This is a genomic window from Paenibacillus sp. FSL R5-0766, assembly GCF_037971845.1.
In the GTDB taxonomy this organism is placed as follows: Bacteria; Bacillota; Bacilli; order Paenibacillales; family Paenibacillaceae; genus Paenibacillus.
This window is the reverse complement of record NZ_CP150227.1, coordinates 1,255,705-1,277,960: the sequence shown is the minus strand read 5'-3', so window position 1 is coordinate 1,277,960 and position 22,256 is coordinate 1,255,705. Positions and strand designations below refer to the sequence as shown.

Annotated in this window: 18 protein-coding genes; 5 read left to right on the top strand and 13 right to left on the bottom strand. The window is 48.1% G+C overall.

Annotation, left to right across the window (positions count from 1 at the left end; translation table 11 throughout):
* Nucleotides 1-163 precede the first annotated feature (163 nt).
* A complete protein-coding gene (locus MKY66_RS05655) occupies nucleotides 164-1,357 on the top strand; it encodes a MalY/PatB family protein (protein WP_076214439.1) in 1,194 nt (397 codons plus the stop codon).
* 184 nt (nucleotides 1,358-1,541) lie between these two features.
* On the opposite strand, the gene MKY66_RS05650 is transcribed toward MKY66_RS05655, so the two are convergent.
* From MKY66_RS05650 to MKY66_RS05600, 11 genes are all read right to left on the bottom strand, one after another.
* On the bottom strand, nucleotides 1,542-2,153 hold the full coding sequence (locus tag MKY66_RS05650; protein WP_076214436.1) for an ATP-binding cassette domain-containing protein: 612 nt from the start codon (nucleotides 2,151-2,153) through the stop codon (nucleotides 1,542-1,544).
* Nucleotides 2,143-3,099, bottom strand: coding sequence for an ABC transporter ATP-binding protein (locus MKY66_RS05645; RefSeq protein WP_076214433.1), 957 nt, complete (start codon nucleotides 3,097-3,099; stop codon nucleotides 2,143-2,145). Before MKY66_RS05645 ends, MKY66_RS05650 begins: the two co-directional genes overlap by 11 nt.
* A 2-nt stretch (nucleotides 3,100-3,101) precedes the next feature.
* Nucleotides 3,102-4,103: an ABC transporter permease gene (locus MKY66_RS05640; RefSeq protein WP_143760367.1), complete on the bottom strand. Its 1,002-nt coding sequence runs from the start codon at nucleotides 4,101-4,103 to the stop codon at nucleotides 3,102-3,104.
* Nucleotides 4,100-5,095: an ABC transporter permease gene (locus MKY66_RS05635; protein WP_076214429.1), complete on the bottom strand. Its 996-nt coding sequence runs from the start codon at nucleotides 5,093-5,095 to the stop codon at nucleotides 4,100-4,102. Before MKY66_RS05635 ends, MKY66_RS05640 begins: the two co-directional genes overlap by 4 nt.
* A 41-nt stretch (nucleotides 5,096-5,136) precedes the next feature.
* On the bottom strand, nucleotides 5,137-6,801 hold the full coding sequence (locus tag MKY66_RS05630; protein WP_076214424.1) for an ABC transporter substrate-binding protein: 1,665 nt from the start codon (nucleotides 6,799-6,801) through the stop codon (nucleotides 5,137-5,139).
* Between the two features lie 286 nt (nucleotides 6,802-7,087).
* Entirely contained in the window at nucleotides 7,088-7,624 is a 537-nt protein-coding gene (gene nikR / locus MKY66_RS05625; protein WP_076214421.1) for a nickel-responsive transcriptional regulator NikR, read from the bottom strand.
* A 52-nt stretch (nucleotides 7,625-7,676) separates the two neighbouring features.
* Nucleotides 7,677-8,690, bottom strand: a complete 1,014-nt coding sequence (locus tag MKY66_RS05620) for an alpha/beta hydrolase (protein WP_076214637.1) — start codon at nucleotides 8,688-8,690, stop codon at nucleotides 7,677-7,679.
* Nucleotides 8,691-8,782: 92 nt separating this feature from the next.
* A complete protein-coding gene (locus tag MKY66_RS05615) occupies nucleotides 8,783-9,730 on the bottom strand; it encodes a hypothetical protein (RefSeq protein ID WP_076214418.1) in 948 nt (315 codons plus the stop codon).
* 286 nt (nucleotides 9,731-10,016) lie between these two features.
* Entirely contained in the window at nucleotides 10,017-12,044 is a 2,028-nt protein-coding gene (locus tag MKY66_RS05610; protein WP_076214415.1) for a hypothetical protein, read from the bottom strand.
* Nucleotides 12,019-12,921, bottom strand: a complete 903-nt coding sequence (locus MKY66_RS05605; RefSeq protein ID WP_076214413.1) for an ABC transporter ATP-binding protein — start codon at nucleotides 12,919-12,921, stop codon at nucleotides 12,019-12,021. Before MKY66_RS05605 ends, MKY66_RS05610 begins: the two co-directional genes overlap by 26 nt.
* Nucleotides 12,914-13,303 (bottom strand): GntR family transcriptional regulator, encoded by a 390-nt coding sequence (locus MKY66_RS05600; RefSeq protein ID WP_036606399.1) that lies wholly within the window; start codon nucleotides 13,301-13,303, stop codon nucleotides 12,914-12,916. Before MKY66_RS05600 ends, MKY66_RS05605 begins: the two co-directional genes overlap by 8 nt.
* A 1,351-nt stretch (nucleotides 13,304-14,654) precedes the next feature.
* On the opposite strand from MKY66_RS05600, the gene MKY66_RS05595 reads away from it, so the two are divergent.
* Nucleotides 14,655-15,455 (top strand): futalosine hydrolase, encoded by an 801-nt coding sequence (locus MKY66_RS05595; protein ID WP_339807175.1) that lies wholly within the window; start codon nucleotides 14,655-14,657, stop codon nucleotides 15,453-15,455.
* On the top strand, nucleotides 15,452-16,294 hold the full coding sequence (locus MKY66_RS05590) for a 1,4-dihydroxy-6-naphthoate synthase (protein ID WP_076214407.1): 843 nt from the start codon (nucleotides 15,452-15,454) through the stop codon (nucleotides 16,292-16,294). Before MKY66_RS05595 ends, MKY66_RS05590 begins: the two co-directional genes overlap by 4 nt.
* Before the next feature lie 920 nt (nucleotides 16,295-17,214).
* On the opposite strand, the gene MKY66_RS05585 is transcribed toward MKY66_RS05590, so the two are convergent.
* Together MKY66_RS05585 and MKY66_RS05580 are read right to left on the bottom strand one after the other, a co-directional pair.
* A complete protein-coding gene (locus tag MKY66_RS05585; RefSeq protein WP_076214405.1) occupies nucleotides 17,215-17,838 on the bottom strand; it encodes a pyroglutamyl-peptidase I in 624 nt (207 codons plus the stop codon).
* Between the two features lie 20 nt (nucleotides 17,839-17,858).
* The gene (locus MKY66_RS05580; RefSeq protein WP_076214403.1) at nucleotides 17,859-18,860 is read right to left on the bottom strand and encodes a Gfo/Idh/MocA family oxidoreductase; all 1,002 of its coding nucleotides are present in this window, start codon (nucleotides 18,858-18,860) and stop codon (nucleotides 17,859-17,861) included.
* A 490-nt stretch (nucleotides 18,861-19,350) separates the two neighbouring features.
* On the opposite strand from MKY66_RS05580, the gene MKY66_RS05575 reads away from it, so the two are divergent.
* Together MKY66_RS05575 and MKY66_RS05570 are read left to right on the top strand one after the other, a co-directional pair.
* The gene (locus MKY66_RS05575) at nucleotides 19,351-21,081 is read left to right on the top strand and encodes an AraC family transcriptional regulator (protein WP_076214401.1); all 1,731 of its coding nucleotides are present in this window, start codon (nucleotides 19,351-19,353) and stop codon (nucleotides 21,079-21,081) included.
* A 99-nt stretch (nucleotides 21,082-21,180) separates the two neighbouring features.
* Complete coding sequence (locus tag MKY66_RS05570; protein WP_083657274.1) at nucleotides 21,181-22,254, top strand: iron ABC transporter permease; 1,074 nt, start codon at nucleotides 21,181-21,183, stop codon at nucleotides 22,252-22,254.
* Nucleotides 22,255-22,256: the final 2 nt, after the last annotated feature.

Genomic DNA, 22,256 nt, shown 5'->3' with positions numbered 1-22,256 from the left:
TCTGGCTCGTTAAGTTGTTCTTATATGAATAAAGTCCCGAAATCCGGACCATACATATGAAGCTAATCATACACGCACAACAGTTGCGAAATTAACCAATGTATTAGATAATTATTTGTCGATTTGTGGTCGAAGGAACGGAACTCAAGGGGGATTAAATACGATGAACAACAATAACAGTACATTTGACCAGCCTATTAACCGGATCTCTACCGGATCAGAAAAATGGGATGCGCTTGAGGATATCTTCGGAGCCGCTGATGCGCTTCCGATGTGGGTGGCCGATATGGATTTCGCTGCTCCACCATCCGTCATTCAGGCCCTGCAAACACGGATGGAGCACGGGATTTTTGGTTATACAGTACGGACTGAAGCGTATCATGCAGCTGTTGCAGACTGGATGGAACGGCGTCACAACTGGAAAATTAACGATGACTGGATCGTATTCACTCCAGGTATTGTGCCCGCACTCAGCATTGCTGTACAACGATTCACTCAACCGGGAGATGCAGTGGTCATCCAAACTCCGGTCTATGCTCCCTTCTATGAAGTAGTACGTGGTCAGGGCCGTGAACTGATCACCAATCCTTTGGTAGAGAATAACGGTCATTACACGATGGATCTGGAACAACTGGAATCCAGCTTGCAGACCGGTCGGGTCAAAATGCTGATTCTGTGCAGTCCTCATAACCCGGTTGGACGGGTATGGACTCGTGAAGAGCTTGAAGGGCTTACGTCACTGTGTCTGCAATACAACGTACTGATGGTTTCAGATGAAATCCATGCCGATCTTGTTCATCAGCGCGGAACTCATACACCACTGACCCTGATCTCGGACGCCGTCTCTGATCTAAGTATCATCTGTACGGCTCCAAGCAAAACGTTCAACATTCCTGGCCTCTGCACATCCAACATCATCATCCCCAATGCCAAGTTGCGAGAATCGTTTGCGCAGGGTGTAAAAACGATGGGACTTGCCAGTATCAGTACACTGGGAGCTGTGGCAACCGAAGCCGCATACAATGGGGCCGAGGAATGGCTGGATGAGTGCCTTGCCTATATCCGTGGAAATATGGAGTATGTACAACAGTATGTTACGGAACACATGCCACAGATCAAAATGCATCTGCCCGAAGCAACCTATCTGTTATGGATGGATTTCCGGGAATTGAATATTCCCCATGCACAACTATGCAACATGCTGCTTCATGAAGCAGGGCTTGCTTTCAATGACGGGAGCTTCTTTGGAACAGAGGGTACAGGGTTCATGCGTATTAATGTAGCCTGTCCACGTTCTACGGTTGAAGAGGCGATGCGCAGGTTATCTGTGTTGGTCAGCAATGTGTCGGGCAAATAAACTGTCAGTTACATCTATGTACGTTGCGAACAGAACGTGTACTGTTCGTTAAATGACGAATATTTGTCAAAATAGAAAAAGGGGTGCCCCGTAGTCAAGTCCATGACTCACATTCATGGTCAACGACTCCACAAGGGGCACCCTTTTGTATTCGATCTTTTTATTTATTCGAACATATTTAAAATTACAGTGACATCGATATCGGCATCGGTGTCATTCTGTCGCACAACCTGTTGAGCAAATCCCGATCATGGCTTATGATCAGTAATCCCAGATCACGCTGGCGAGCCACTTCCATCACGGTATGCCAGATCTGTGCCTGTGTGATCGCATCCAGCATCGTTGTCATCTCATCTGCGATCACGTAACGTGTCGCTGTCCCAAGTGCTCGCGCCACACAGAAACGCTGCAGTTCTCCACCGGATAATTCACTCGGCCTGCGGTCAAACCAGGTTTGCTGAATACCCAAAGCTTCGAGCAACTGTTCATCTTGCACAGACGCCTCCTGCAACACGCGGCGCATTCGCCAGCGTGAATTCACAGCTTTCTCCGGGTGCTGGAACACCAGCTGAACCGGACATACTCCTGCACGTGGGAGTGGGTTCCCATCCAGAAGCACTTGTCCTGCCACAGGTTCGGCATATCCTGCCAGGATGCGTCCAAGGCTTGTTTTTCCACAGCCACTTGGTCCCCACAAGCCCACGACTTCGCCTTGTTGCACCTGCATATTCATCTGCTGGAACACCCACGATTTCGGATCATAACGGTAACTCACGTCCCGTGCTTCAAGTGACATGGAAACACCTCACTTCTCCGCCCCGTACCTTACGAAGTTCTGGACGTTCGCGGGTACATGCAACGGTTGCTACGCTACATCGGGGAGCAAATGAACATCCTGTCGTAATCTCTTGACCTGCCAACGGCTGGGAGCCTGGGAGTGGCTGAAATCCGTTCTGCGGCAACGCATTCCAGAGCGCTTTTGTATATGGATGACGCAGACATTCTCCATTCCCTTTAAAATCATCCACCTGCGCCGTCTCTACATTGGTCCCCGCATAAAATACAGCGATGCGATCGGCTGCAGTCAGGGCGGTCGTGATATCATGAGTAATCCACAGAATGCCTACACCTTGATCTGCAAGTTCGCGAAATTGCTTCATCGTCTCGGCCAGCACTTCGGGATGAATGCCTGGTGTCGGCTCATCTGCAATGATCAGCTTGGGCTGACCCGTGGTTGCTGTCGCCATCAACACCCGCCTTGCCATACCTCCGGACAACTCAAACGGATATTTGCCGGCTGTTCCTTGAGGAAGATGATATCGCTCGGTCAGCTCCTGCTCCGTCTTTTTCAAGTGGGTTTGATTCATGAATCTACGCTTCCTTCCCAAATCTCGGGTTACCGGCTGAACTTGTCTCCCCACCTTCATCAACGGGTCCAAATAACTAACGGATTGCGGGATTAACATCAATTCATCACCGCGCAGTTGTAACTGCCGCTCTGGAGTCAAAGGCTCGCCACTATAGCTAATACACCCCTCCAACCTGGCATTGGCAGGCAGAATGCCCATGATGGCCTGCGCCAGCACACTTTTACCCGATCCACTTGCGCCTACAACAGCCACGATCTCGCCCTCGTTTATGGAAAGATCCAGATTCTGAATGACATACGTCTGTTCGTGTCCAAACCAACCACGAGCGCGCCGAAATGACACCGATACCCCCTCAATATCAAGAAGAGCCATATTTACCTCACCTCCCTTGAACTACCCGTACCCGTCAATCTCTTCAGACTATTGCCCAATACATCAAACGCACGAACAACCAGCAACAGCGCGAGTCCCGGGAAAAAGGCAAGCCACCACATGCCAGCAGATAAATATCTCATCGACTCTGACAAAATAATTCCAATTGCCGGTTGTTGCGGGGACAACCCCAGCCCCAGAAACGTAATGGCTGCCTCATGCAGAATTGCATGGGGAAAGATTAGCAGTACGCCCACGAACAGCTGCGGGACCAGATGTGGCAGCATATGCTGCATCGCAATCTGTAACCGCGATTGACCCAACTTGTGTGAAATCTGAATGTACTCTGCGGATTTCAGTTGGATCATCTCCGCTCGTACAATCCGGGCCAGATTCGGCCAGTGCGTCATCGCGATCGCTGCCGCTACTCCTGCCAGACCTCCACCGAATACAAAGGCCAGCATGACCAGCGATACCAGATGTGGCACACTCAGAAACAGGTCGATGATCCATGAGATTACCCGGTCAGCAACCTTGCTAGAAGCCGCCCCCAGTCCAAGCAGTAGTGCGATCAGTCCGCCACCACAAGCTGCAAGCAAACCAACTTGAATGCTGGTTGCCAATCCTTTTAACGTACGCATGAACATATCTCTTCCGAGCCAATCTGTGCCAAATGGATGCGCCCAGGTTGGAGCCAAATTCCGATCCATTAGTGAAGTCAGCGTAGAACCAGCCGGAAGCAACCTGCCCGTCAACCACACAACGGCAATCCAGATCACCGCGAGGCTTCCCCAGATCACCGCTCTTTGGCGAGGGTTGCGGAAATTTTGGTCTCTGGTAGCCGTATAATCTTTTCTCGATGGGCGTGATGTTCCTGTTCCATTCCCAGCTTGTAGAGACTCGGTATTAATGTTGTACCGTACCTCTTGATTCGCAGTTTTCACTTTCTGTATTTTGGCTGTTTCTGTCGTCTGCTCGGAGGAGCGTTCTACCGTCTGCTTCATGACATCAGCTCCTCCTTCATCCGTGGATCAATCAAGCGATACAGAATGTCGGCAACCATATTACCTGTGAAAACAAAAATCGCACTGCACATCACAAGTCCAAGCAGCAGTGGAACATCTCCACGCAACCCCGCCTGAACCGTCGCCTGACCAAGGCCGGGGTATGAAAATACCTGTTCTGCAAGCACAGCCCCACCAAACAGTTCACTGAACGAAGCAAATTGTAGTGTTATGGCTGGCAAAACAACATGTCTGAACCCATGTCGACGGAACAGCTGAAATCCACGCTCACCTCGCGCTCTCGCAAACAGAATATAATCTGACTCGAGCACATCTGTGAGCTTCTGCCGGGTATGCAAAGCAATAGAGGCTACCCCGGTCAGGCTGAGAGTCAACGCTGGCAAAATCATATGAATAACCCGATCTCCCCATGTAACCTGATCAGCTGACATCCCGGCGGGTACTCCAAGCCCAACCGGAAGCCATCCAAGCCACACACCAAATACCATCAGCAGCAACAGCGCAATCCAGAATACTGGCGTGGAAGCCAGCGTATAACAATACCAACAGATCAGGCGATCCAGCTTCGAATCCCGTCTCATGGCGGCAACTACACCAAGAGTGAAACCAATGATGCCGGATAATATCCAAGCCACAGCCATAAGCGCAACAGAATTCATGAACCGTTCCTGGATAATATCCGCTACAGGCTGTCTGTAGATCATTGATGTCCCCAGATCTCCCTGAATCAGCGTTTGTCCCCAGGTTAGTAATCGTTCCACGGGAGATTCATTCAATCCCCAACGTTCTTCGATTAAACTGCGCTGTTCGGCGCTTACCCTGATCATGTCTCCACCAATGTAGGCTTCGATCGGGTCCACAGGAGAGAATTGCATTAATATAAAAGACAACACACTGACTCCAACCAATAAAGATACAAGTCGCAACACTTTAAAACCAACAAATCTGGCCCATCCATTCCTGCCCGTCATCCGATCTCTCCCCAATTCAGGCTAAGCTATTGCTAGGTTTCCTATTTCTTGTTCGTACTGTTATCCCAGGACCATTCCTCCAGATTGGATGTCACCGGCCAGCCGTGACCATGGGGATGGATCTGTTGCTCACCAATGTTCAGGCCATTCTTAACCAGATACAGATGATCTATGTTCACAAGCCATGCCCATGGCGCATCACCCTGATAACTGAAACCTGTTGTTCCATCCCATTCCGCTTTCTGCCAGAACGGCAATGCCTCTTCTTCACTTGTTGCCTGAAGGGCTTTGTCCATCCAAGAATCCACGACAGGGTTACTGTACAGCCCCACATTGTAATACCCTTCTCCTTTATGAGCACTGCTATAGAGGTTATAGGTTTCCAAAGGGTCATGACTGCCCCACCCAAACAATACAGCGTTGGAGTAAGCCATCTTTTTTGTCTCTTCACGGCTTTTGCCTTCAACATTGATTTTGATTCCCGCTTGGGCAACCATATCCGCAGTAGCTAACGCCAGAGATTGTCTTGTTAAATCACCTGCAAAATAAAGCAGATTGAATTCGGCCTTAACGCCGTTTTTCTCGACGATACCATCACCATCCGCATCCACCCAGCCACCAGACGCCAGAATGCGCTTCGCTTCTTCGAGATTGGCATCTGTAAATACAGCTTCTGCATTGCTCCAAGGCAGATCATCACTGACGGAATACGCTGGACGACCGTACCCTTCCAGTACACCCTCAACCAAAGCCTCACGATCAATCACAACATTCACCGCCTGGCGAATCGCCAGATCAGATGTCACATCATTCCCTGCGGGAAGACCATCGCCCGACTTGGCACCAGCAGGTTGCATGGGGAACATGATGCCCCGGTTATCTACGGTTTTCACAGCCTCTAATGTCATGCCATTCACCTCTTGCTTGCTAAACGCTGCTGGGATAGCAGCGATATCCACCGTACCAGCCTGCGCAGCAGCGTAGGCTGCATCTTCATCCAGATAGAGGAAGGTGAGTTTGTGGAATGCAGACTTGTTACCGTAATATTCTTCATTCGCTTCCACGATGGCCTGTTGTCCTTTGTCCCACTGAACCAGCTTGTACGGTCCTGATCCGACCGGATGCTCTGCATAATCGGCACCATAGGCGTGTTCAGGCACAATGCCAAGTGTCGTCAGCAGACTGATGAATGTAGACTGCGGCGATTTCAGTGTAAATATGACCGTGCTATCATCAGGTGCCTGCACATCAGCCATATTTGTCAAATCAATCACAGACCCACTCTGAGCAGCCGTATCAAACGTAAATTTTACATCTTCAGCCGTAAGTGGCTCCCCATCAGAGAATTTTACATCGTTCCGGAGTGTAACCGTCCAGGTCAGCCCATCTTCACTAACGGAGTATGCGGTAGCCAGATCGTTAACCAGTTGTAACTTGGCATCCCTCTTCAGCAAGGTACTCTGGAAAAGCGGTGACCCATATTGCCCCCATCCGGTTGTCGGATCAAACCCACCTTCCGGCTCGGTGCCAACGGCCAGCACCAATTCGTCTTTGGTTAAGGCTGGAACTGACTGTCCATTCTCTGCTGATGAAGCTGTTGGCGCTGTGCTCTGTGCACAACCAGATAAACCAATGGAACATACAAGCAAGATACCTAATCCTGTTCTACCTTTTCGTTTTCCCCATCTCCATGAAAATCTGCCCATTCTGGTCGTTCCCCCTCTAAATATGTGTTGCACTCCCTTTTATCGTGTTACTTTTCAGAGAAATTGTAGCACAAAATACAAATCATATGTCAACAAAGTTAACTTCGCAATCCATATTTTTTCATATTTCAGAATTAATAAATAAAAAGTTGTATAACCGAGCATTTGTAGTGCTCTATAAAGTCAGGTATTATAACAAACAAAAAAAAACAGACAGTTGGCATCTAACCACTGGTCTGTTCTTTAGATTTGCTATATTTTCATAGAAATTACATCCGTATTTGTCTTACTCCGCAGAGCGATGATGATGATGGCTGTGACCATGCTGACCTGCACTTTGATTGTGATCCAGACTTTGATCCGGATTGCCCTCCTGACGACTCTGAGCATGAGCCAGTTTGTTGAGTTCATCTACATAAGTCACAGACAGCTCCGCATACAAAACACCTTTTTGTACCTGGATCTGTTGATGCAAATGACGCAATCGTCCCAGGTTACCCCGTACGGCAATTACCTCCAGGCATTGGTCATGGTTCAAGTGCACGTGCATATTGGAAATGATGTCATGATGCGCCTCATGTTGCAGCTCCATCAAACGAATGGGAAGATCACTGATATGGTGATCGTAGACCATCACAATGGTGCCTGCGACATCCTGATCAGATTGCAGTGCAGAAGGTTGAAGTAATGTTTTGCGAACAAGATCACGGAAAGCCTCGGATCGGTTTTTGTATCCCTGTTCCTCAATATACTGGTCAAACTGCTCAATCAGAGGTGTAGGAAACGCCACCCCGAACCGGGTCAAATCTTCTTTATCTGCCATACTTCTCCTCCTGCGCCCTCATTTGCTTCGAGTGTACCACAGACTTGTCTGCTCATCGACTATACTGTTGCATGAATCGTACTGCCGAATGTATCGCCTGTTGTCCAGCATCACTCTCCAGATCAAATTGATAATCATGTCCCAGCTTCTCTGATGAGTTTGAGAAAAACAAGGTTTCCACCTCAACATCAAGGCGCTTCAATACTTGTACCAGCTCAATCGATTGACTGGTCAACGGGTCATCATTGCCTGAGGTGATGAATGCAGGCGGGTACGCTGCTGTGGCCTGAAGCACGGTCGACATTTCATGCAGACGTGGATAGTCTTCGAATGTTTTGACTCCCGTATATGACCAGAGAAATGTCCGTATGAGTGGAAAGCCTGTATTGGCTACTGTGCTTAGATTGTATGGACCACAGAATAGAAGGACCCCGCGTAACTCTTCCGGCTGGGCGGCTGGTGTTATATTCATCAGCTTGGCGAGGGAAGGATTCGTCACCACTGCCGCAGTCTGACTTGCAATCTGGGCACCTGCCGAATTGCCTGCGAGAAATATGTTTTCCGGGTCACCCTGATACTCAATGACATGGTTCTTCACGTAAGTCAAAGCCTGATTCGCCTGGATCACGGGAGTGGGATATTTCGTATCTGGTGCGAGCGCATAATTCATACTGACAACAACGTAGCCCTGCTTGGCTAATTGTACGGCATAATCTGCGATGTCCACTTTGTCTCCCAAGACCCATCCACCACCATGAACCCACAACACAACAGGCAAAGGTTCCGATGTTACGGAAGGATAATAGATATCCAGCGTACTGTCATTACGCCCATCGTCTGCATAGGGTACATCCGCAACACGAGTTATCCCATCCGAGAGCGTAGTGTCCTTGCTATTTGTGTCTGGATTAGCAATTTCAATCAATGATTTTAATAAAAATACTGTTATTTTGGGTGTCCATTGTGTACCAATCCCAATAAAACCTATGATCAAAATTAGTACAACGCTGGGAATCCAGTAACGTTTACGTTTAAAACCTTTGGCCCCCGTACGTTTCGTTTCCAACTTGGACTGCAATAGCTCCACCTCGTTCCATCATCATCGAAGCGTCTTTACATCTAAAGTTGTGTACGTTGCGGAGAGGACCGGGTTTCCTCTTATTTGGGTCTCTTGGCGATTTCCTGTCTGACTTTCACATACGTAGTGGATACTTTTTGCTCCAGTGTGTGGATATGTTGTTTTGTGCCTGCCCACTTCTCTGCTGCAGACGCCAAGGTGTTCAATGAGCTGAGTACACGTGACGGTTGGCCTTGCTTCGTGCTCTGTTTGAACTGTTGTAGAGCGTTGGAATATCGTTCTTTCGCCAGACTTGCCTGTTTTTTAGCCGTTTGAATCTGTTTCTTCGCGGAGTCGGCCCCTGCTAGCATAGTTCGTAAACGTTTTATTTCAGTGCTCTTCCGTTTGCGTGCTTCAGCAAGTTCCTTTTTCTTGATCCGGATATCTTCTCTGGCAAGCTTCACAACCGGTCTCAACGTCTCTGCCTGAGTGCGGATCGCTGCACTCCATTCCTTATTTTTGATGGCTTTGGCTGCATCCAACTGTCTATTGACTGAACTATAGAGGGCGAATAGCGGTTCATATCGGGCCTGTGTTTGCTTTACCTTTTCAGCTAAAGCTGCGACCTTCGCTTCATCGGTTTGTCTTATTTCTACACGTAATCGCTCCAATTCCGCGGTATTGGCAGCATGAAGTGTCTTTATCTTTTGTTCCCAAGCCTGCTCTTGAGCCTTCCAGTTCCCCACTTTCTCGTAAGCTTGCTTCAACGTTAACTTGGTTTGTGCATCGGCTTTGTTCAATACAGAGTCCCATGCTTTTTGCGCGGTTACGCCAAGATCTATATCCGCTGCCTCGACTGAAGAAGCAAAATAGATCGTGCCTGCGCTGAACAGAATCACAAGCCCTATAAGCAGGCGTGATCTGAAAATAAGATGAGTCATCGATGGCAATTGACGATGCCGTACGTTACTTTGTTCCATCATCTGACTATGGCTACCTGCTATTGCCTCCTGTTCATTTATCGTTTCCTTCCACGCTTCTGTTTGCATGCGTCTCTACACCCTTTCTTCTAATATATTTAGTAGAATAGCCAACGAAATCAGCGAACGACAAAAAAGCACCCGCAAGTCAGGCATTTGCCTGCTCTTACGGGTGCTTCCCTCATAAGCCGTTCCATATGGGATTCGATTGAACGAGTCACTCGAACCCTACCTTTTTCTAATATATTCCATTCATTGTGTCTGGTCAAGTAAATCTGGTTTTACTGGTTGAATAAAACTTTCGATCAACGGGAGAACCCTTCCCGCAGATAGTTAACAACTGATACAGCTCAGCTTATTGATTGACCAAAATAGCTTTCATTGCCTCTGTCAGATCCTCTTCTTTCAACATCATATAGATGTTCTCGCCACGTGTTACATTCAACTTGATCTGATAAATGGTATCTTTCTCTGTTAGATAACCAGACCGTTGACGTTTGAGCAAATCACTAATGATTTCTTTGTTTTTAGTCGCTATCTGTTTGTTACCACTTAGATTTCCATCGATATATTCTGGCTGCGGAGCAGTCCACTGAAGCGAACCCGGACTGTTAATCTCCTGCTTCGCAAACTGAGCGGAGACAATCTCATCTGCCTGGACAAGCAACTGGTCGTATAATTTGTTCTCCTTCAGCCAAGTCAATACCCGATCATAGCTAGGTTTGATCTCAAAATTCCACATCTCCCTCGGTTGAAATGGATCTTTCGAAGTAGAGTCCTGATTCATCTCCGCGTAAGCAAACGACTGCCACGAGGAGCGCTGTTCTTCATAGGTCTGATCCAAAATGTCCTGTTTCAACAATGCTTTGAACTCACGGACTTGCTCCGGATTGCTAATATAAACCTTCCGGTATGAACTTATGGCAGAGCGAATGCCGAAACTTAACGCATCTTCATCCAGCTTATACGTTTCAAAGGCGACTCTTTTGTAATCCTGAGACTGTTTCAGAGCCATTAATTCCTGATGGAATTCCGCTTCTGGAATGTAGTATTTACGTTTCATCACTTTGCCGTTATCCAGCTTGTAGTTAATTAATATAGACTCGTCATTACGCATACCTGTATTAATTGGATCATCCAGTAAAGGAAGATCGGAATCCACGATTTTTTGATGAAGAGCGATAACTGCCCCCATGTATTCCGGATCATTAGAATAGAGGTGAGCATCGTCTTTTTTCTGACTGACACCGTTACTGTAAGTATATCTCTCCCCACCAAGCTTGATGCTGTTCACCTTGCTCATTTCAGGCACTCGAGCGGCGTATCCATTCCAGTCGGCAATAGGTACGTACAGTATCAGACCAGCGATGATACCATATAGAATCAGCTTGGGTAGCAGCCTGCTGCTCCAGATCAGCCATGTTTTGCGAATAATCATCTCCGCAACGATATAACCTACAATTCCTCCGAGGATATATCCGAAGATTCCCCATCCAGATGATCCTCTTGGAGCAATCATTGTAAAGTAACCTCCGCCAATCAGAACCAATGTAAACATCAATCCAAAGCGGAATATAGGTTTTATAAGCTTAAACGTAACTGCTTGAGTAGCAGATTCAACCTGTCTCTTCGCATAAAGCACATAGGTTAGAGGAATAAACAGGATTGCAAATATAGCATAGATTATTAACTCCTGACGGATTACAGGGAGGTTACTGATCGAACCCACACGCAGGACAAGTGAGAGTTTCTCCGCATTAAAGCCCACTTCTTCAGAAGCATATCCGAGCAAATAATGCTGGAGATGAAGTGACATAATGAACCATACGACAACAGGTAACAAGACGAGTGCGTACACGGTGAGTCCCTGCAATACAGATTGACCAATACACATGCCCACCGCCACAGTTAGCATGAACATAAACAGCGAGTAGATACTCATGCTCAAGCCCCACATCCAGATTGTACTGCCATCAAACAGAAACGCAGGTTGATCCAGTACCGCCCATACCCAGCCGGTAATCGCAGTTGTAATCCAGATTGGAATCAGGATCATGACAAATCCGGTCAACAGATTCACCGTTAATAGATGTTTACGACGTAACGGCAAACTATGGAACAGATCCGAAGGTGCACCGGACTGAATATACCGAAAAAGAAAGATGCCAGCCGCTACGGGCAGTGTGATAGCGAACAAAATCTGCACTTCACCATTGGCCTGAAACAAACTTGTAATCTGTTGTGGCACGTCCCTGTACTCGGTAGCGATATATAACGGAAGTGAGAACAACAATGTGATGAGATATAAAATGCCTATCCATCCATGCTGTCTGAAATTTTGGATCAGGATGCCCCGGTTACAGAACAATCGGTTGAATATCATACCCTGCGTCCTCCATTTCGTAAATAAAGATTTCTTCGAGCGTCAAAGGCAGTACATCCAGCAGATACGGATCATGTACACGGAATTGATCGGTTACCTGTTGTCGGTTGCCTTTGACAATATACAGGGACACGCTTCCCCGTTTCTCTTCATGCAAAATATCAATCTGCTCCTCCATGGCTTTGGCATGGTCCGGGTGACGGAAAGCAACTTGGATTTTATGCGTATCCGCCTTCAGATCATCGAGATCCTTCTCTACAATAATTCGGCCTTTATGCATAATCGCCACATGGTCACACAGATCTTCGATCTCACGTAAATTGTGCGACGAGATGACAATGGTTACCTGACGTTCAGCTGCTTCCTGGAACAGCAGGTTTTTGATCTGCTGGCGCATGACCGGGTCAAGCCCGTCAATCGGCTCATCCATCAGCAGTACTTCAGGCATACAGCTAAGTCCCAGCCATACGGCTGCCTGACGGCGCATGCCTTTGGACATGCGATGTAACTTGCGTTTTACATCCAGTTTGAACACGGTAGCCAGTTGCTTGAACCGTTCCTCATTCCAGCGCGGATATACCGAACGATAAAATGCAGCCATCTGAGTTATTGAAGATTGCGGGAAAAAGTAGGGCGAATCGGCCATAAAAATTGTGCGGCCTTTGAGATCCATATTTTCATAAATCTCATTATCTTCGATACGAACAGTCCCGCTGTCCTGACGATAGATGCCAGCCATCATTTTGAGCAGCGATGTCTTGCCTGCCCCGTTGGAACCGAGCAAACCATAGATCGACCCCTTATGTATGTGCATACTTACGCCATCCACTGCCTTTTCCTGTTCAAACGCTTTGACGACTTGATTCAGCTCAATCATGAGGCTCCTCCTTCTCTATACGGGCCATCGCTTCCTCAAATAAAAGCGTCATATCCGCTTTGGTCAAACCGGAATACGAAGCTTCTGCAATCAACTTCACCAGAGACTCTCTGATCTCATCTCTCATGGCTTCATTCGGATGTTCCACTGACGATGATACGAAGCTCCCTTTTCCCTGCAAAGAATAAATGTAACCTTCACGTTCAAGCTCACGATACGCTTTCTGAATCGTATTTGGATTCACGGTCAGCTGCGTGGATAACGCACGAACGGAAGGAAGCTGCTCGTCGGGCTTTAGAATACCGTATACGATCATTTCTTTTACTTTGTCCACTAGTTGCTCGTAGATCGCCTTACGGCTGCGTACATCTAATTCGAACATCCCGCACCTCCTTTCTGTAAATGTGTGAAATAACCCATGGGTTTAAATGACTGTATCTGAGGTGTATGTGTAGTTATCTAGGTGTAAAAAGGCGGTACCTAAGCAGTACAGCTGTAGAGCCGTACATATTCAACTCTTAGGTGTATTAACTGTACTACTATTATTAATACAGTTAAATCGAATTGTCAACCGTTGACTTTGACTTCTTGTTTTATTGGGAGTACGTTAATAAAGATAGGTTATATGGTTTAAATGACATATATAATTTGGGGAAGCAGGTTCATTTCGACTTAGGACGGGGCTCGATCAGGATTGCGTTCACATGAAGTGAAGCAAAACCGCTATCTGAAGCGATGTGGCTAGATGTGGCTACTTGAAGTGATACGGCTACCCAAAACTTTGCTTGACCGCTTTTGACAGAATTACATGCAAAGGTTGTTCAGGTCTTTCCCCTTCCGTTATGATGGAAATGAAATATTGTTCAATAATCACTGCATATTGATTATTTTTTTGTGCGCGTTTAATCTGATTGATTGTTAGGTCTGTTATGCGTTAGATGTGTTGTGTTGTGTTGTGTTGTGTTGTGTTGTGTTGTCTCGCGTTTATAGATCTATTGTCTGCACAAACGGTAGGCCGTAAAGTGGGCAGCTATATCAGAGTTAGCAAAACTGTGTATTTGCTTAAATTCGGGTTTGCACAAATGAGCTACTATGCAGTGGTCAAGTGTAGACTGGGCCCGTTATTCATTTGGCTTGTTGGTCTAAAAATCCGAAGGGCTATATATGATTCGCGTTGGATGGGTCGGGCAGACTCCAGCCTTTTCAATCGTTTATCTGTTCGTTTGGAGGGCCAACTCGAGCTGTCCGCACTGAGCATACATATTGTAGATATGTCTTTCAAAGGGTGGACACGGACATAAGAAAGCACTTCGGAATTGATATTCTACATATAGATCATTTTTAATTTTATATCTGAAAACATCTATATATAGTGTTTCATTTTCCTGGATGGATATAGTATCTTTTTAGAAAAAGTGTCCACTCTTTGAAAGACAAAATGAAGATAAATGTCCCTTTGTAGTGGACAAATATATGCCCGAATTCCATTTATATAAGTTGAACTATACATTTACACGAAAATATAGAAGTAAGTAGTAACCCGAAGAAGTGTAACTAGAAGCTTGCTGTAAGAAAGATACTATGGAGGCATATGTTACACTTCTAATACCTCATAAGGAGAATCCGAGATGAATGAACATAGACAGGATAAAGATCAGAATAATAAACCAAACGCATCATTCGAAAATAGTGGACACCACGGGGATTCAACGGGGGAAATAAACACTTCAGATATAAGTCCGGTACAAGCAAATTCATCACAACGTGTGTTAATTGTAACCGCGGTTGATGCGGAGAAAGATGCGGTCCTCCGTGGTTTGGGAGACACGGGCGCGGAACGATTTGATGTCATCGCTGCGGGCGTTGGCCCAGCCTCGGCCGCAGCAGGAACAGCCGCTACATTGGCATATGCCGTAGCGGCTGCAAGCACTAGGGCGTTGGCGCAGGGTTCCACCGCGCCAAGCCCATCGGATGTGGCACAGGCATCTGCCACATCTTCAAGGCCGGGGCCCCTTGCCGGAGCCGGATCTTCACCAGCCTACATGCTGGTGATCAGTGCCGGCATCGGCGGCGGGTTCCCCGGCCGGGCAGACGTCGGCTCCCTCGTGGTAGCCGACGCTATGGTTGCCGCCGATCTGGGCTCGCAGACGCCAGACGGCTTCCTTAGTGTGGACGAGCTCGGATTCGGCTCGTCCATTGTGGCGGCGGACGCAGAGCTTGCCGCTCGCCTGCGCCATGAGCTACAGCGGGCCGGGCTCGCTGTCAGCGGAGGCACTGCGGTCACCGTGTCCACGGCGACCGGAACAGCGGAGACGGCCGCAGAGCTATTGCGCCGCGTGCCGGATGCCGCCGCCGAAGGTATGGAAGGCTTCGGCGTGGCAACAGCTGCCCAGCAGTTCGCCGTGCCAGCACTCGAACTGCGGGCCATATCCAACGCGGTCGGTCCACGCGACCGCGACGCTTGGCGCATCAAGGATGCCCTCGATGCGCTTCAGGCCGCAAGTTCCATTTTACGGGAGGTTATTACATCATGAAAATTGCATTTTCCCCTTGTCCAAACGATACATTTATCTTTCACGCGTGGGTGCACGGGTTGATCCCGGGCGCACCTGAGCTGGATGTCCGTTATGCTGATATTGATATTACCAATGGTCTGGCGGCAAATCCCGATGGACCCGACACACCTGAAGTGATGAAAATATCTTATGCAGCACTGCCATACGTGTTATCTGACTATGCTCTGCTTCCTGCTGGAGGCGCACTTGGCAGAGGATGTGGCCCTTTGGTTCTGACCGCAAATGGCACGACCGATCCAGCATATCTGTCTGGACGCCGGGTTGCTGTGCCAAGTGAACGCTCAACAGCATATCTGTTGTTCCGTCTTTGGGCAGCGCAAAATGTTCCGGGCGGTGTAGGCGAGATTGTTGTCATGCCATTCGACCAGATCATGCCTGCTGTACGGGACGGCAAGATCGATGCCGGACTTGTCATCCATGAAGCACGTTTCACGTACCAGAACTATGACCTCAAACTAATGACAGATCTTGGGAACTGGTGGGAAAGCGACACCGGCCTTCCGATCCCGCTTGGAGCGATCATCGCACGTCGCAACATGGACGCTCATGCCCTCGCCGGATGGGCACGCGCCTCCGTTGAATATGCATGGGCGCACCCGGATGAGTCGAAAGCATACGTTATGGAACATGCACAAGAAATGGACCCTGACGTAGCTGCACAACATATCGGCCTGTACGTTAACGAGTTCAGCGCCAACCTAGGTGATGATGGTTACGGTGCAATCACTGCACTGCTTGGCCGCGCCATGAAAGAAGGACTCGTTCCCGAGTTCGACCTTGATCTGTTGCGAATCTAACTTTGATTTAATTTGAGTTAGTTTCTCTTCGATCTATATCTAAAGAACCTAGCGCACCTTATCTAGCCGAATAGCGTGTTATGAGAATTCTAAAGAATCTCAGACACCGTATTCGGCTAGAATTCGTTCATATCACCAACAAACTCGCATAATTTCGCACAACAACGATCCTACGATTCGTTAGAAATTGGTATGTGCGTTTTATCAGCGAATAGCGTGTGCTCGATTCGTTTGAGTCCGTTCCAAGGTGTTCTGAGGAGTAAGCTTCGTAGAAGTCTATTCGGGGTTTTCGTGGATACAAACCACTTAGCTAGCCAGGGTGATGGTGGTGTCCTTGCGTCTTGTTTCTTAAGAGCTTAGTTACTTAGGGTTAGTATAGATCGTATTCAGGAGAGCACGAATCGGAGACTGTGCTTTAACTCTCCCTTACCTATTTCGCTAATCCCTACTTTCCAGCAAAAGTTGTATAAGCCTTACCGGGTTTCGGGTTTGCGGTTTGCGGTTTGCGGTTTGCGGTTTCGGGTTTGCGGTTTTAGAGTCTAACCTTTAACTTGGCAAAAAACTTTCATCAAGATACTTGCTGCAGACTAGTGACCTCACTAACCATGTTGGACTACACTACACATGACACATCACACGAAATAGAAAGAGCTGTCCCTAACGTCAGACTTATGACGGTGGGACAGCTCTTTTTTTCACTCTATATTCAACTTCATATTTATACTCATATCCAACACTCTACTCAACCCCAGATCGAAGCAGAAAGAAACCCATGCAACTCCACGCTCTCCACGTCATCTTGAACCCTACTGTAACCGATCCCAACCCACTGCTCTCCCTCTCACAACAGCGGTCTACGAATCCAACCAACCGTCACCTACGATCTGCTGCAACCGCAACCGAACGATTGCAACCATTCCCTACGACTCAGCCACAACCGTGCGAATCATGATCCGCAGCGCATCCAGCATCATGTGAGTAGGTAGCGAAGGGACGGAAGGCTGCAACACCGCCATCTCTGTGGAGGCAGGAAAGTGTACAAATCCTGCACGGATCGGAAGATGCCCTATACGAATGTGATCCAGTACCCGATACATCGTGTTGTTGCAGATATATGTACCTGCTGTATTGGACACGGTAGCTGGAATACCCGCTGCGGACATGTCATTCACCATGGCACGTATGGGTAACGTGGAGAACAAACCGTCCGGGCTGCCGTCTACAATTGGCTCGTCCACAGGACGCTGTCCTTGGTTATCCGCGTAGGAGCCTGGCGGAATGTCTTTGACATTCACGGCGATCCGCTCCGGTGTGATGGATGTTCTGCCCTTGGCCAGCCCACAGGCGATGACGACATCTGGCCGATAGGCTTCCATCTCTGCGATTAGCAGGTCTGCACATTCATCAAAGTGCACGGGCAACAGTACTGTTTTTAGATCAGCACCCTCGATCACTTCGTTTGCAAGAGCATCCATTAATGCCCCCGTCGGATTCACCGCATCCCCGCCAAAAGGTTCAAACCCGGATATCAGAATCTTCACCATCACACGTCAGCTCCTGTCTGTTACTCCGATTTGTAACGTAATCCCCACTGACCCCGAATTGTGTCCATCAGCTTCATGATTTCCAGGGATTCGTCCAGCTTAATGGTGTTACTCTCCGTCCGACCTTCGAGGATACAACGTCCTGCTTCTTCCGCCTCAAAAGCATAACCAATACATGTTCGATCATCCGTGAACTTCTCAGGCTCATCCTGACCATTCACATGCAGATAGGCTTCTTTGCCCGCCAGGAATAAAGGTAGACGAATCTTGCCTTCCGTACCGTATATGACGGCTTCATTGCTGAGGTTCAGACGAATGGCAGCACTCAGTGATGCAGAACGTCCCTCGGAATAGGACAACAATACGGAAAACTGCTCGTCCACACCCGTCTCACCAATATTGGCCGTACTCCAGACATGCTGGGGCTGTTCGCCAAAGATCATCGAAGCAAAGGAGATCGGGTATACCCCTGCATCCAACAATGCGCCTCCACCCAGATCCGGATTAAGCAATCTTCCTTCCGGCTCCCAGCCGACACGGAATCCAAAGTCTGCTTGGAGCAAACGTACTTCACCGATTCGTCCTTCTGCAATCCATGCTCTGGCTTGAGCGATCGGTGGCAAAAAGCGTGTCCACATCCCTTCCATCAGGAAAAGGTTACGCTCCCGTGCCGTCTCCACCAGTTGCTCCAACTGACGTGCATTCATCGTAAACGGCTTTTCACAGAGCACTGCCTTGCCTGCCTCCAGACAAGCCATTACATTCTCCTTATGCACAGGGTGAGGTGTTGCCACATAGATAATATCTACCTCAGGATCTTGCAGCATCTCATCATAAGAACCGTAAGCGCGTGCAAAACCATATTCATCTGCAAACTTCTCCGCACTTCCCGCTGTCCGTGAACCTACCGCTGCTTTCACAGCGTTTCCCGCATGCTCCAGATCCCTTGCAAACTGGGATGCAATCCATCCCGTGCCCATAATGCCCCAGCGTACTTTGTCCCGTCCCACTACTTCTGTCATATTAAAGCCTCCCTACTGCAATTTGAGTTGAAAAGGTTCATGATTCAGATCAGGCCAACATGTTATCCCCTTATATTTTACCAAAAAGAAACGCTTACGTCAGAAAACGATTTCGATGATGTGCTTTCAATAGACTTCGAGCTCATCAGGGCCTCGAACATATCTGTGTACATTTTCAATTCTCCAATAGATTTGCTAAGATTATCAGCAGACTAGAGCCAAGAAGTCTTGTCCCTAAACATACTTGTAACTAGCGACAATCTGGTTAAACTATCGATCACATCTGATAACGGGATCATACCCGTGTGCTATTCATAAAACTTCTGACTATACTGCAAACGCGTTTTTGACAAGGCAGCCAGTAATCATAAAATCATGCAAAACGCATCAATAGACGTTCAAGAAAGACCTTCAGGTCAGAGAAAATATGGTACGTTCCAGATTCAATTATTACCTAAACTGTTCATAAGAGAGGAGGACGCATAACACCATGACTACCATCCCGGGTACCGCCCACAGCGGCATGAATCCACACACGTTGCATCAGCAGACAAGTCCCGATTCAGAAAAGGAATTCTCAACCCGAGCAGAGCTGGATGCATTCTTGAATGATACCCTTATCGAACTTCGTCAGACAGAACATATTATAACCCGTGAGAAATGGCGCTGGTCCACAACTGAGTTAGCTCATCATACCTTCATATACATGCACAAATTCACAGGCCAACTGATCATGAATGGGATCCAATCTCACGTGGTTCGCAAATCAGCTTGTCTGTCCCTACCAGGAAATGCAATTGAACTGATTAGTGATGAAGACCATGATATTGAACTGTATATCATTCACTTTGATATGTATCGGGCTACGGAGAAAACAAAAGCCAGACGAATCTACGAACGTGAGCTCAGTTCACCTGTTACAGGCTGGATTCAGGGCCCATTTTACGGTATACAGCGCATTGCCGCACAGCTTACACAATTAAGCAATGAAGGTTTGGAAACAGGCCTGAAGGCACAGCTCTTCCTGACGGAACTGTTACATATGCTCTGGCCTCAAGAAGACCAGACTGACGAAGGGGCTGGGCAGGATGAACCCGAACAGTGGCTCAGGTCCACCCTGCAATACATGCGCGAAAACTATATGCACGAGATCAAGCTGGAAAAGCTGGCTGAACTGGCTGACATGCACCCGTCCTATTACTCGCAGCTATTCAAGAGCCGCATGCAGAAAAATCCGATTGAATACATCACTCATCTGCGTATGAACCGGGCCAAGGAATTACTGCTCACTTCAGATCTGCGTATCCGTGATGTGGCTCGTGAAGTGGGTTACCGTGACGAATTTTATTTCAGCCGACGTTTCCGAAACCATGCCGGTTATGCGCCAACTTCCTATTCGAAGCAGGTCCACCGAAATATCGTGTCGCTCTCCTATCCATACACGGACCACCTGATGACACTTGGCATCACGCCATGCGCAGCTCAGATCCAAGGCCATCTTCCTCATATGCCCAAATCGCTGACGCTGCCCTTCCACGCCTATGAACCTTGGGAACAGGGACGTCAGGCTTTCCTGGATGTGAATCCTGAATTGATTCTGACCAAGGACAATGCAGCTGCCAAAGCCATGGAGCATATTGGCGATGTCGCGCCCATCATCACGATTCCCTGGAACCAGACAGACGTCTTTGGTCATCTGCATCAGATTGCATCCATTGTGGATCGCACCCAAGCAGCCACAGATTGGCTGGATCGACATGAACGCAAGGCAGAGCGTGCACGCAAAAAAATCAAGGAATTCGTCGGGGACATCACCGTTGCCGTTGGCACGTTAACGCCTAAAGGTCCACGGATGTACAGCCATCGGAACTTTGGACATGTCTTTTATCGAACCTTGCAACTGGCCGCTCCTCAGCGTATTCAGACCGAACTGGCTGGCAAATCTCCCGGCATTGGATTCAACTGGCTGCCCTTCACACCAGGAGAATGGGACGGACTGGAGGCAGATGTGCTGGTACTGGCGATTAATTCCATGCATGAAAAGGCAACACTGTTGAAAGAGATGGCTTCAAATCCACTGTGGAACAGCCATCCTGCGGTAAAAAACGGACGTGTACATCTCATCGACTGGAACTCATGGGTCGTATATGCTCCATATTCCATCAACATCCAGCTCGATGAAGCGCTCTCTATGTTGACGAACAAACCTTCACTTTTGTAATCTAAAAAATGTCCATCTCCAGAATCTTAATTTATGCCATGTACGGGCCTGAATTAAGATTCTATAATGATCACTAATTGATAATGATAATCAATAACAATGAAATGCGTTGTTGGTACCAAAGGAGTGACCCGTATTCAACATCCGGGACTGCCACATCGTCCGTCTAATTCAAGAAAATCTGCAGTAACCGTTGGGCTGACGTTTTTGTCTGCCTTAGCCATACTGCTGCTAAGTATGTTTGTCGCGATCTCTTTAGGTGCCAAAGGGTTAACGCTGGAAACCGTATGGGCTGCCATATTTCAGTACAACCCAGCTTTGACACCACATCAGATTATTCATGAGCTGCGGCTGCCTCGTGTCCTTGCCGCGGTTATTATCGGCGCTGCCTTTGCCGTTGCAGGAGCTTTAATGCAAGGCATTACACGTAATCCGCTGGCAGACACAGGCATTCTGGGCATTAATGCTGGAGCCACTTTTGTCGTAGCACTGAGCTTTGCCTTTTGGCCCGGACTGTCATACGGCTGGATCATGGTTTTATCATTCGTGGGGGCTGTTCTGGGCACACTGCTAATCTTCCTGCTTGGAATGGTAGCACCTGGTGGTATGAATTCCATCAGACTGACCGTTGCCGGGGCCGTTATTGCGGCCATGTTAACCTCGCTCAGCACAGGAGTTGCCATTTATTTTGACCTGAGTCAGGATCTGGTCTTCTGGTATGCGGGAGGTTTTGGCGGAATTGAATGGCGGCATCTGAAGATAATTCTTCCCGTGCTGCTCGTGACGCTGGTGCTGATCATGCCACTCGCCCGGCGTGTATCGCTTATGTCACTCGGTGAAGAAGTCGCGATTAATCTCGGGATCAACCTGCGCTTGACAAGATTTCTTGCCCTCGCTGCGGTTGTTGTGCTGGCTGGTGTGTCCGTGTCGGCAGTAGGCTCGATTGGATTTGTCGGACTCGTCATCCCTCATATCTCACGCAAACTGGTGGGTGTGGATTATCGACTCATCATTCCGATGTCTTCTCTGCTTGGAGCGATATTACTGGTGCTCGCCGATCTGGGCTCACGCATCGTGAACCCGCCCGAGGAGCTCGCGGTAGGCATTATGGTCGCTTTTGTCGGTGTACCGTTCTTCCTCTATCTGGCCCGTAAAGAAAGGAGGGCCTTGTAGCG

Coding starts and splice junctions, on each gene's coding strand:
- MKY66_RS05655 (WP_076214439.1), top strand. CDS start 164: ATGAACAACAATAACAGTACATTTGACCAGCCTATTAACCGGATCTCT.
- MKY66_RS05650 (WP_076214436.1), bottom strand. CDS start 2,153: ATGTCACTTGAAGCACGGGACGTGAGTTACCGTTATGATCCGAAATCG.
- MKY66_RS05645 (WP_076214433.1), bottom strand. CDS start 3,099: ATGGCTCTTCTTGATATTGAGGGGGTATCGGTGTCATTTCGGCGCGCT.
- MKY66_RS05640 (WP_143760367.1), bottom strand. CDS start 4,103: ATGAAGCAGACGGTAGAACGCTCCTCCGAGCAGACGACAGAAACAGCC.
- MKY66_RS05635 (WP_076214429.1), bottom strand. CDS start 5,095: ATGACGGGCAGGAATGGATGGGCCAGATTTGTTGGTTTTAAAGTGTTG.
- MKY66_RS05630 (WP_076214424.1), bottom strand. CDS start 6,801: ATGGGCAGATTTTCATGGAGATGGGGAAAACGAAAAGGTAGAACAGGA.
- nikR (WP_076214421.1), bottom strand. CDS start 7,624: ATGGCAGATAAAGAAGATTTGACCCGGTTCGGGGTGGCGTTTCCTACA.
- MKY66_RS05615 (WP_076214418.1), bottom strand. CDS start 9,730: ATGCAAACAGAAGCGTGGAAGGAAACGATAAATGAACAGGAGGCAATA.
- MKY66_RS05610 (WP_076214415.1), bottom strand. CDS start 12,044: ATGATATTCAACCGATTGTTCTGTAACCGGGGCATCCTGATCCAAAAT.
- MKY66_RS05605 (WP_076214413.1), bottom strand. CDS start 12,921: ATGATTGAGCTGAATCAAGTCGTCAAAGCGTTTGAACAGGAAAAGGCA.
- MKY66_RS05600 (WP_036606399.1), bottom strand. CDS start 13,303: ATGTTCGAATTAGATGTACGCAGCCGTAAGGCGATCTACGAGCAACTA.
- MKY66_RS05590 (WP_076214407.1), top strand. CDS start 15,452: ATGAAAATTGCATTTTCCCCTTGTCCAAACGATACATTTATCTTTCAC.
- MKY66_RS05585 (WP_076214405.1), bottom strand. CDS start 17,838: ATGGTGAAGATTCTGATATCCGGGTTTGAACCTTTTGGCGGGGATGCG.
- MKY66_RS05580 (WP_076214403.1), bottom strand. CDS start 18,860: ATGACAGAAGTAGTGGGACGGGACAAAGTACGCTGGGGCATTATGGGC.
- MKY66_RS05575 (WP_076214401.1), top strand. CDS start 19,351: ATGACTACCATCCCGGGTACCGCCCACAGCGGCATGAATCCACACACG.
- MKY66_RS05570 (WP_083657274.1), top strand. CDS start 21,181: ATGAAATGCGTTGTTGGTACCAAAGGAGTGACCCGTATTCAACATCCG.